The sequence below is a fragment of the Pseudomonas edaphica genome (genome assembly GCF_005863185.1).
Classification (GTDB): domain Bacteria; phylum Pseudomonadota; class Gammaproteobacteria; order Pseudomonadales; family Pseudomonadaceae; genus Aquipseudomonas; species Aquipseudomonas edaphica.
Window position 1 is genome coordinate 1 of record NZ_VBVZ01000208.1, and the last position, 9,726, is coordinate 9,726.

General features: G+C 63.8%; 13 protein-coding genes. All 13 read left to right on the forward strand.

The genetic code is table 11. The features are described 5' to 3' along the window. Positions 1–551 (forward strand): phosphonate ABC transporter ATP-binding protein (locus FEM54_RS15395; RefSeq protein WP_138451747.1); only part of this gene is annotated, 551 nt, incomplete at its 5' end. 32 nt (positions 552–583) lie between these two features. Then, a complete protein-coding gene (gene phnD, locus FEM54_RS15400; protein ID WP_099549047.1) occupies positions 584–1,585 on the forward strand; it encodes a phosphonate ABC transporter substrate-binding protein in 1,002 nt (333 codons plus the stop codon). 143 nt (positions 1,586–1,728) lie between these two features. After that, entirely contained in the window at positions 1,729–2,511 is a 783-nt protein-coding gene (gene phnE, locus FEM54_RS15405) for a phosphonate ABC transporter, permease protein PhnE (protein WP_017136208.1), read from the forward strand. A gap of 36 nt (positions 2,512–2,547) precedes the next feature. Beyond that, on the forward strand, positions 2,548–3,252 hold the full coding sequence (phnF, locus tag FEM54_RS15410) for a phosphonate metabolism transcriptional regulator PhnF (RefSeq protein ID WP_169985717.1): 705 nt from the start codon (positions 2,548–2,550) through the stop codon (positions 3,250–3,252). Between the two features lie 3 nt (positions 3,253–3,255). Next, positions 3,256–3,693, forward strand: coding sequence for a phosphonate C-P lyase system protein PhnG (gene phnG, locus FEM54_RS15415; protein ID WP_138451749.1), 438 nt, complete (start codon positions 3,256–3,258; stop codon positions 3,691–3,693). Beyond that, complete coding sequence (gene phnH / locus FEM54_RS15420) at positions 3,693–4,283, forward strand: phosphonate C-P lyase system protein PhnH (RefSeq protein ID WP_138451751.1); 591 nt, start codon at positions 3,693–3,695, stop codon at positions 4,281–4,283. Before phnG ends, phnH begins: the two co-directional genes overlap by 1 nt. Beyond that, positions 4,283–5,359: a carbon-phosphorus lyase complex subunit gene (locus tag FEM54_RS15425; RefSeq protein ID WP_138451753.1), complete on the forward strand. Its 1,077-nt coding sequence runs from the start codon at positions 4,283–4,285 to the stop codon at positions 5,357–5,359. Before phnH ends, FEM54_RS15425 begins: the two co-directional genes overlap by 1 nt. After that, positions 5,352–6,218: an alpha-D-ribose 1-methylphosphonate 5-phosphate C-P-lyase PhnJ gene (locus tag FEM54_RS15430; protein WP_017136213.1), complete on the forward strand. Its 867-nt coding sequence runs from the start codon at positions 5,352–5,354 to the stop codon at positions 6,216–6,218. The genes FEM54_RS15425 and FEM54_RS15430 overlap by 8 nt, the downstream gene beginning before the upstream one ends. Further along, entirely contained in the window at positions 6,179–6,988 is an 810-nt protein-coding gene (phnK, locus tag FEM54_RS15435) for a phosphonate C-P lyase system protein PhnK (RefSeq protein WP_171045849.1), read from the forward strand. The genes FEM54_RS15430 and phnK overlap by 40 nt, the downstream gene beginning before the upstream one ends. Then, the gene (gene phnL / locus FEM54_RS15440) at positions 6,988–7,707 is read left to right on the forward strand and encodes a phosphonate C-P lyase system protein PhnL (protein ID WP_138451757.1); all 720 of its coding nucleotides are present in this window, start codon (positions 6,988–6,990) and stop codon (positions 7,705–7,707) included. The genes phnK and phnL overlap by 1 nt, the downstream gene beginning before the upstream one ends. Beyond that, the gene (locus FEM54_RS15445; protein WP_138451755.1) at positions 7,697–8,842 is read left to right on the forward strand and encodes an alpha-D-ribose 1-methylphosphonate 5-triphosphate diphosphatase; all 1,146 of its coding nucleotides are present in this window, start codon (positions 7,697–7,699) and stop codon (positions 8,840–8,842) included. Before phnL ends, FEM54_RS15445 begins: the two co-directional genes overlap by 11 nt. Beyond that, positions 8,842–9,414: a phosphonate metabolism protein/1,5-bisphosphokinase (PRPP-forming) PhnN gene (gene phnN, locus FEM54_RS15450; RefSeq protein ID WP_099549041.1), complete on the forward strand. Its 573-nt coding sequence runs from the start codon at positions 8,842–8,844 to the stop codon at positions 9,412–9,414. Before FEM54_RS15445 ends, phnN begins: the two co-directional genes overlap by 1 nt. Beyond that, a partial coding sequence (locus FEM54_RS15455) for an MBL fold metallo-hydrolase (RefSeq protein WP_477749733.1) occupies positions 9,405–9,726 on the forward strand: 322 nt, incomplete at its 3' end. The genes phnN and FEM54_RS15455, both read left to right, overlap by 10 nt.

The following is a 9,726-nucleotide window of genomic DNA, read 5'->3' on the forward strand; positions in this document are numbered from 1 at the left end:
TCAACCTGGTCAACCGCCTGAGCGTGCTCGACAACGTATTGCTCGGCTGCCTGGGCCGCATGCCACGCTGGCGCGGCAACCTCGGTTTGTTCAATGCCGAGGAAAAAGCCTTTGCCCTCGAATCCCTCGCCCGCGTGGGCTTGGCCGACCTGGCCGGGCAGCGTGCTTCGACCTTGTCCGGCGGCCAGCAGCAGCGCGTGGCGATTGCCCGTGCATTGACCCAGCGCGCCGAAGTGATCCTCGCCGATGAGCCTATTGCCTCGCTGGACCCGGAGTCGGCGCGCAAGGTCATGGAGATCCTCGCCGACATCAACCGCCGCGACGGCAAGACCGTGGTGGTGACCCTGCATCAAGTCGATTACGCCATGCGTTATTGCCCGCGTGCCGTGGCCCTTAAAGGCGGCCGCATTCATTTCGACGGGCAGGGCAGCGCCATGAGCAGCCAGTTCCTCAACGATTTGTACGGTGCCGACGTCGACACCAGCCTGATGTTTTCCGACCACACCCGCATAGCCGTCGCCACGCCTCGGCTGGCCATGGCGCGCGCTTGAAACCCTACTCACGACCCACAGGAATCCCGTCCATGTTGAACCGTATCGGCCAAGTGTTTCTGTCTGCGGTGTTGCTGGCCGGCGCCGCCATGGGCACTGCCCAGGCTGCCGACAAAGCCATCAACTTCGGCATCATGTCCACCGAGTCTTCGCAGAACCTCAAGAGCATCTGGCAGCCGTTTTTGGATGACATGCACAAGAAAACAGGCCTGACCATCAACGCCACCTTCGCCTCCGACTACGCCGGGTTGATCCAGGGCATGCGCTTTAACAAGGTCGACGTGGCCTGGCTGGGCAACAAGGCGGCGATGGAAGCCGTGGACCGTTCCAACGGCGAGATCTTCGCCCAGACCGCCGCCGCCAACGGCGCCGCCGGTTACTGGAGCGTGCTGATCGTGCGCAAGGACAGCCCGATCAACAACGTCGACGACATGCTCAAGAACGCCAAGAACCTGACCTTCGGCAACGGTGACCCGAACTCCACCTCGGGCTACCTGGTGCCGGGCTACTACGTGTTCGCCAAGAACCATGTGGATGCCGCCACCGCGTTCAAACGCACGCTCAACTCCAGCCATGAAGTCAACGCACTCAGCGTCGCCAAGGGGCAGTTGGACGTGGCCACCTTCAACACCGAAAGCTGGGACCGCCTGGAAGTCACCCAGCCGGACAAAGCCGCAATGCTCAAGGTGATCTGGAAATCGCCGCTGATTCCGGCCGACCCGATGGTGTGGAGCAAGGCGCTGACGGACAGCGAGAAAACCAAGATCCGTGATTTCTTCGCCCACTACGGCGACACCGATGAAGAGAAGGCGGTGTTGAAGAACATGCAGTTGGGCAAGTTCCTCGCCTCCAACGACGACCAGCTCTTGCCGATCCGCCAGCTGGAGCTGTTCAAGCAGCGCACCACCATCAGTGCCGACAACAAGCTTGAGGCAGCCGACAAGGCCAAGAAGCTCGCCGACATCGATGCTGACCTGGCCAAGCTGCAACAGCGCATCTCCGAGCTGGACAAGAAGACCGCAGCAAACGGCTAACCCCAGTAGGAACCGGATTCATGTGGGAGCGGGCTTGCCCGCGATTGCGGTGTATCAGCCAACAAATTTGTAACTGACAGACCGCTATCGCAGCGGTGCGGCGATCCGACAAGCCAGCTCCCACATTTTGATCGAGGACAACCATGACGACTTTACATGCTGAAGCGGTGGGTAAAAGAACCTGGCCGCAATACCTCGGCTGGGGCCTGTTCCTGGTCCTGTTGGCCTGGGCCTGGCACGGCGCCGAGATGAACCCGCTGGCGCTGTACCGCGATTCCGGAAATATGGCGACCTTCGCCGCCGACTTCTTCCCGCCCGACTTCCACGAATGGCGCTCCTACCTCAAGGAGATGATCGTCACCGTACAAATCGCCCTGTGGGGCACGGTGCTGGCCATCGTCTGCTCGGTGCCGCTGGGCATCTTGTGCGCCGACAACATCACCCCGTGGTGGGTCCACCAACCGCTGCGCCGCGTGATGGATGCCTTCCGCTCCATCAATGAAATGGTCTTCGCCATGTTGTTCGTGGTCGCCGTCGGCCTCGGTCCGTTTGCCGGTGTATTGGCCTTGTGGATCAGCACCACCGGCGTGCTCGCCAAGCTGTTTGCCGAAGCCGTCGAGGCCATCGACCCCGGCCCGGTAGAAGGCGTGCGAGCCACCGGCGCGAGTGCTTTGCAGGAGGTGATCTACGGCGTGATCCCGCAAGTGATGCCGCTGTGGGTGAGCTACGCGCTGTACCGCTTCGAAGCCAATGTGCGCTCGGCCACCGTAGTGGGCATGGTCGGCGCCGGCGGGATCGGCGTGATCCTCTGGGAAAACATCCGCGCTTTCCAGTTCGTACAGACCTGCGCGGTGCTGCTGGTGATCATCGTGGTGGTGAGCTGTATCGACGTGCTGTCCCAACGCCTGCGCAAGCAGTTCATCTGACGCCGGAGGGGTGCCCGCGCGGCGCTTTTTTTAAGCATGCAGTTGTCTAGACAAGATGAGCCGGTGTACCGCGAACTCGCGGATATCCTGCGCCGTGAATTGAGCAGCTACCAGGCCGGTGACTTCCTGCCCGGCGAGGTGCACATGGCCGAGCGCTTTGGCGTCAACCGCCACACCTTGCGCCGCGCCATCGACGAGTTGGTGTTCGAAGGCAGCCTGCTGCGCCGTCAGGGCAAGGGCACCCAGGTGCTCGACCGCCCGCTGATTTACTCGATGGGCGCCGAGACCTCCTACAGCCAATCGCTGTCGGCCCAGGGCGTCGGCGTGCAGGCGGTGTTGCTCAAGCGCCGCTATTGCTACGCCAGCCGCGACGAAGCCGAGCATTTGGGCATCGCCGAGATGGCCCCGATGATCGAGCTGCAAACCCTGCGCAAGCTTGATCACCAGCCCGTCAGCCTGATCCGTCATCGCTACTGCGCCAGCCGTGCGCCGTTGCTGGCTGATTACAACGGCGGCTCCCTGCGTCAGTACCTGCGTGAACGAGCGCTGCCGCTGACCCGCACCCAAAGCCTGATCGGTGCGCGTTTGCCCAACCGTGATGAAGCCGCGCTGCTGATGATGCCTCGGCACTTGCCGGCCCTCACGGTGTTTACCCTTTCCTGCGATCGCGATGGCCGCCCGGTGGAGCTGGCGCAGTCCACCAGCCGTTCGGATCGCTTCCAGTACCAAGTGGTGACTTGAATGATGAGTGTGTCCCCGCGACAACATTGGATCGGCGTATTAGCCCGCGCCCAGCTCAATGAACTGCAACCCTTTGAGGCCGCGTTGAAAGACGCCGAGTACCAACTGATCCGCGCCCCGGAAATCGGCATGACCCTGGTACGCGGGCGCATGGGCGGTGACGGCGCAGCCTTCAACGTCGGCGAAATGAGCGTGACCCGCTGCGTGGTGCGCCTGGCCGACGGCCGCACCGGCTACAGCTACCTGGCCGGGCGCGACAAGCTGCATGCCGAGTTGGCCGCGTTGGCGGACGCCCATCTGCAAGGCACGCAACCGAGCCTGTGGCTCAGCGACTTGATCACCTCCCTGGCCACTGCCCAAGCCCAGCGCCGTGCGCAAAAAGAAGCCGACACCGCTGCCACCAAGGTCGAGTTCTTCACCCTGGTGCGAGGAGAAAACTGATGAACGCTCACCTGTTGCAACCGGCGTTTGTCGAGCCGGTGCTGGATGCCCAACGCGGTTTTCGTGCGGCCCTCAAGGCGCTGGCCGAACCCGGTTTGATCCAGCATCTGCCGTCCGCGCCACGCCTCGACGGCCTGGCGCCCGCCACCTACGCGCTGTGCCTGGCCCTGCTGGATATGGACACGCCACTGTGGCTGGCGCCGAGCTTCGACACGCCGCTGATCCGCGCCAACCTGGCCTTCCACTGTGGTTGCCCGCTCACCGATAAACGCGAAGACGCGGTGTTCGCGCTGCTCGGTGAGCAAGACCTGCTTGACCTCGGCGGCTTCGACCACGGCAACGACCGTTACCCGGATCAGTCCTGCACCTTGCTGGTTCAGCTTACCGACCTGGAGTCCGGTCGCGGCCTGCACTGGCGCGGCCCAGGGATCAAAACCCAGCGCCTGGTCAACCTGCCGGTGCCGCAAGCCTTCTGGCAAGAGCGCCAACGCCGTGAAGCTTTCCCGCGTGGCCTGGACCTGGTGTTCACCGCCGGCCACCACCTGATCGGCCTGCCGCGCAGCAGCCGTATTGCACAGGAGCACGCCTGATGTACGTAGCCGTCAAAGGTGGCGAACAGGCCATCGACAATGCCCACCGCCTGCTGGCAAAAAAACGTCGGGGCGATACGGCCATTCCTGAGTTGAGCGTGAGGCAGATCCGCGAGCAATTGCCGCTGGCGGTGGCGCGGGTGATGACCGAAGGCTCGTTGTTCGACGAAGAGCTGGCTGCGCTGGCGATCAAGCAGTCAGCAGGGGATTTGGTCGAGGCGATCTTCCTGCTGCGCGCCTATCGCACCACGCTGCCGCGCTTCAGCCCGAGCCTGCCGATTGATACGTCGCAGATGTGCTTGAGCCGACGTTTGTCGGCCACGTTCAAGGACGTGCCCGGCGGCCAACTGCTCGGCCCGACCTTCGACTACACCCACCGCCTGCTGGATTTTTCGCTGCTGGCCGAAGGTCAATACCCAGGCCCGCAGACCACGACGGATGCACAGATTGACGCCTGCCCACGGGTGCTCGGTTTGCTTGCCAAAGAAGGCCTGATCAAGCACGAAGCCGACGACAACGCCAGCGTCGCCGACATCACCCGCGACCCCTTGGAATACCCGGCCAGCCGCGCCGAGCGCCTGCAAGCCCTGGCCCGTGGCGACGAGGGTTTCCTGCTCGCGCTGGGCTACTCGACCCAACGCGGTTACGGCCGTAACCACCCGTTTGCCGGTGAGATTCGCATCGGCGACGTCGAGGTGTGGATCGACCCCGAAGAATTGGGCTTTCCCATCTGCCTGGGCAGCATCGAAGTCACCGAGTGCGAGATGGTCAACCAGTTCGTCGGTTCGGCCACCGAGCTGGCGCAGTTCACCCGTGGCTACGGCCTGGCGTTCGGGCATGCCGAGCGCAAGGCCATGGGCATGGCGCTGGTCGACCGCTCGCTGCGCGCCGGGGAATACAACGAAGAAGTCGTTTCACCGGCCCAGCGCGAAGAGTTTGTGCTGGCCCATTGCGACAACGTCGAGGCGGCGGGGTTTGTCTCGCACCTCAAATTGCCTCACTACGTGGACTTCCAGTCCGAGCTGGAACTGATCCGCAAACTGCGCCAACCGGCCGAGGGCAACCGCCATGAATGACTTGACCCTACCGGCTGTGCGCGACCCGGCGTACAACTTCGCCTACCTCGACGAACAGACCAAACGCATGATCCGCCGCGCCTTGCTCAAGGCCGTGGCGATTCCCGGTTACCAAGTGCCGTTTGGCGGCCGCGAAATGCCATTGCCTTACGGCTGGGGCACCGGCGGCATGCAATTGACCGCCGCGATCCTCGGTGATGATGACGTGCTCAAGGTGATCGACCAGGGCGCCGACGACACCACCAATGCCGTGTCGATCCGGCGCTTTTTCGCCCGCACGGCGGGGGTTGCCACCACCGAAGCGACGCCCGACGCCAGCGTGATCCAGACCCGCCACCGCATCCCGGAAACGGCGCTGCAGGCCGGTCAGATCATGGTTTACCAAGTGCCGATCCCCGAGCCGCTGCGCTTTATCGAACCCTCGGAAACCGAGACCCGCACCATGCACGCCCTCAATGACTACGGGGTGATGCACGTCAAACTCTACGAAGACATCGCCACCTTCGGCCATATCGCCACCAGCTACGCCTACCCGGTGATGGTCGATGAGCGCTACGTGATGGACCCGTCGCCGATCCCTAAATTCGACAACCCCAAACTCGACATGAGCCCGGCGCTGATGCTGTTCGGCGCCGGTCGCGAAAAGCGCCTGTACGCGGTGCCGCCGTACACCCGGGTCACCAGCCTGGACTTCGAAGACCATCCGTTCGAAGTGCAGCAGTGGGAACACAACTGCGCCATCTGCGGCAGCCACGATTCCTTCCTCGACGAGCTGATTCTCGACGACGCGGGAACCCAGAGTTTTGTGTGTTCCGACACCTGGTATTGCGCCCAACGGGTCAAGGAGAACAACCAGTGAGCCAGCCTTTGCTTCAAGTACGTGACCTGTCGTTGCTGTACGGCCCGGAGAAGGGTTGCCAGGGCGTGAGCTTTGATCTTTACCCTGGCGAAGTGCTGGGAATTGTCGGCGAATCCGGCTCAGGTAAATCCACCTTGCTCTCGCTGCTGAGCGGGCGTTTGCCGCCGCAAGCGGGCAGCATCGGCTACCGCAGCAAGGACGGCGAATGGCTGGATTTGTACAGCGCCAGTGAAGCCGAGCGCCGCACCTTGCTGCGCACCGAGTGGGGCTTTGTCGAGCAGAACCCACGGGACGGCCTGCGCATGGGCGTGTCGGCCGGCGCCAACATCGGCGAGCGCCTGATGGCCCAAGGCGTGCGCAACTATGCGCAACTGCGCGGCGCCGGTCTGGATTGGCTCGGCCAGGTGGAAATCGACCCGCAGCGCATCGACGATTTGCCGCGCACCTTCTCGGGCGGCATGCAGCAGCGCCTGCAAATCGCCCGCAACCTCGTCTCCAGCCCGCGCCTGGTATTCATGGACGAACCCACCGGCGGCCTGGATGTGTCGGTGCAAGCGCGCCTGCTCGACCTGTTGCGCGGCCTGGTACGTGAGCTGGATCTGGCGGTGGTGATCGTCACCCACGACCTGGCCGTTGCGCGTTTGCTCGCCGACCGCCTGATGGTGATGCGCCGCTCCCATGTGGTGGAAACCGGGCTCACTGACCAGATCCTCGATGATCCACAGCACCCTTACTCTCAACTGCTGGTGTCTTCGGTATTGCAGCCATGATGAATGCCTTGATCGAGGTCCGTGACCTCTCGAAAACCTTCACCCTGCATCAGCAACACGGCGTGGTGCTTAACGTGTTGCGCGGTGTGGCGTTCAGTGTGCAGGGCGGTGAGTGCCTGGTGCTGCATGGCCAGTCCGGCGCGGGGAAAAGCACCTTGCTGCGCACCCTGTACGGCAACTACCTGCCGGCGGGCGGCAGTATTCGTGTGCAGCATGCCGGTGAGTGGCTGGAGCTGGTCGGCGCCGAGCCGCGTGACATTCTTCAGGTGCGTCAGCAGACCCTCGGTTACGTCAGCCAGTTTCTGCGCGTCATCCCCCGCGTGGCCTGCCTGGACGTGGTGATGGAGCAGGCCCTGGCGCGTGGCTGGGCCAAGGCCGATGCGCAAGCCCGCGCCGAACAGTTGCTTACGCGCCTGAACATCCCGCAGCGCTTGTGGCAACTGGCGCCCGGCACGTTCTCCGGTGGCGAACAACAGCGCGTCAATATCGCACGTGGCTTCATGGTCGCCTGGCCGGTGATGTTGCTGGACGAACCTACCGCGTCCCTGGACGACAGCAACCGCCAGGTGGTGCTGGAACTGATGAACGAAGCCAAGGCCGCTGGCGCGGCGCTGATCGGCATCTTCCACGACCGCGCCGCCCGTGAAGCGGTCGCCGACCGCCATTTCGACATGACCCCTGCAGCCGTTGCCGAAGAGGAATACGCCCATGCCCGCTGAACAGATCCTCACCAATGCCCAGGTCGTCACGGCTGAGCGCATGTTCCTGGGCACGGTGGTGCTGCGCGACGGCAAGCTTGTCGACATCGCCGAGGGCCGCAGCCAGTTGCCCCAGGCCCAGGACCTGGGCGGCGATTGCCTGCTGCCGGGCCTGGTAGAGCTGCACACCGACAACCTGGAAAAACACATGACCCCGCGCCCCGGCGTGGACTGGCCGTCGATCTCGGCGGTGCTCAGCCATGATGCGCAAATCATCGCGGCGGGGATCACTACAGTGTTCGACGCGGTGTCCATCGGCGATGTGAACCCCAAGGGCAACCGCATGAAAAAGCTGCCGGCGATGCTCGACGCGATCGCCCAGGCTGAAGACGCCGGCTTGACCCGCGCCGAACACCACCTGCACCTGCGCTGCGAGCTGTGCCACCCGGACACCCTCAGCGTGTTCCGCGACCTGGTGGAAAACCCGCTGGTGCGCCTGGTGTCGGTGATGGACCATTCGCCGGGCCAGCGACAGTTCGTGCTCGAATCCAAGTACCGTGAGTACTACATGGGCAAGTACCACCTCAACGACGAAACGATGGACGCGTTTATCGTGCTGCAAATGGCCAATTCCAAGCAATACAGCGACCGCTATCGCGCGGCCATTGTTGCGCATTGCCTGGAGCGCGGCCTGTCGGTGGCCAGCCATGACGACGCGACGCTGGCGCATGTGGAGGAGTCGGCGGGCTATGGCATGACCATTGCTGAATTCCCCACCACGCTGGAGGCGGCCAAGGGCTGCCAGGCGCTGAACATGAAAGTGCTGATGGGCGCGCCGAACGTGGTGCGCGGCGGGTCGCACTCGGGTAATGTGGCCGCCGCCGGGCTGGCTGCCGAGGGATTGCTGGATATACTTTCCAGTGATTACTACCCGGCCAGCCTGTTGCAGGCGGCGTTTGTGCTGGCCGATCAACAGGACGGCGGCGACCTGTCGCGGGCCGTCAAGATGATCAGCTTGGCGCCTGCACAAGCGGCGGGCCTCAATGATCGCGGTGAAATTGCCATTGGCCTGCGAGCGGATTTGGTGCAAGCCCGCCGCTGCGAGGGGCTTCCTGTGGTGCAACAAGTCTGGCGACAAGCGAAGAGGGTGTTTTGATGGCAGGCAGGTTGATCTATCTCATCGGGCCATCCGGTTCGGGCAAGGACAGCCTGCTGGATGCCGCACGCCCACGCTTGGCCGAGCGCGGCTGCCGCATTGTGCGCCGGGTGATCACCCGCTCGCCGGAAGCGGTGGGCGAGGCCGCACAAGGGGTGAGCCCGGAACAGTTCGCCGCGATGCAGGCCGAGGGCGCGTTTGCCCTCAGTTGGCAGGCCAATGGGTTGTGGTATGGCATTCCCAAGGCCATCGACGAATGGCTGGCGGCGGGGGACGATGTGCTGGTCAATGGTTCGCGTGCGCACCTGGCGCAAACCCGCGAGCGCTATCCGGGCTTGCTGGTATTGCTGTTGACGGTGGATCAGGCCGTATTGCGCCAGCGCCTGATGGCACGCGGGCGCGAGTCCCAGGCCGATATCGAGGAACGCCTGGCGCGCAATGCGCGGTTCACCGCCGATTTGATCGCGGGTAATGGCGCCGGGTTGTTTGTGCTCGACAATTCCGGCCCGCTGGAAAACACCGTCGAGCGCTTGCTGTGCTGCCTCGATCACGGGCACACGGCATGCGCCTGACCTTACTGGGCACCGGTGACGCGCGGCAGGTTCCGGTGTATGGCTGCGAGTGCGCGGCGTGCGGATTGGCGCGCAGCGATGCCAGCCTGCGCCGCCGCCCGTGCAGCGCGTTGATCGAGTGCGGCGAGCAGCGCTGGTTGATCGACAGCGGCTTGCCCGACCTCTGCGAACGCTTCCCGCCACGCAGCTTCAACGGGATTTTGCAGACCCACTATCACGCCGATCATGCGCAGGGTTTGTTGCACCTGCGCTGGGGCCAGGGCTTGATCATTCCGGTACACGGCCCCGCCGACCCGGAGGGTTTGTCCGACC

Bases quoted from the DNA above. Each gene is read 5' to 3' on its own strand.
- phnD (WP_099549047.1), top strand. From the start codon at position 584: ATGTTGAACCGTATCGGCCAAGTGTTTCTGTCTGCGGTGTTGCTGGCC.
- phnN (WP_099549041.1), top strand. From the start codon at position 8,842: ATGGCAGGCAGGTTGATCTATCTCATCGGGCCATCCGGTTCGGGCAAG.
- FEM54_RS15430 (WP_017136213.1), top strand. From the start codon at position 5,352: ATGAATGACTTGACCCTACCGGCTGTGCGCGACCCGGCGTACAACTTC.
- phnF (WP_169985717.1), top strand. From the start codon at position 2,548: ATGCAGTTGTCTAGACAAGATGAGCCGGTGTACCGCGAACTCGCGGAT.
- FEM54_RS15425 (WP_138451753.1), top strand. From the start codon at position 4,283: ATGTACGTAGCCGTCAAAGGTGGCGAACAGGCCATCGACAATGCCCAC.
- phnG (WP_138451749.1), top strand. From the start codon at position 3,256: ATGAGTGTGTCCCCGCGACAACATTGGATCGGCGTATTAGCCCGCGCC.
- phnL (WP_138451757.1), top strand. From the start codon at position 6,988: ATGAATGCCTTGATCGAGGTCCGTGACCTCTCGAAAACCTTCACCCTG.
- phnH (WP_138451751.1), top strand. From the start codon at position 3,693: ATGAACGCTCACCTGTTGCAACCGGCGTTTGTCGAGCCGGTGCTGGAT.
- phnE (WP_017136208.1), top strand. From the start codon at position 1,729: ATGACGACTTTACATGCTGAAGCGGTGGGTAAAAGAACCTGGCCGCAA.
- FEM54_RS15445 (WP_138451755.1), top strand. From the start codon at position 7,697: ATGCCCGCTGAACAGATCCTCACCAATGCCCAGGTCGTCACGGCTGAG.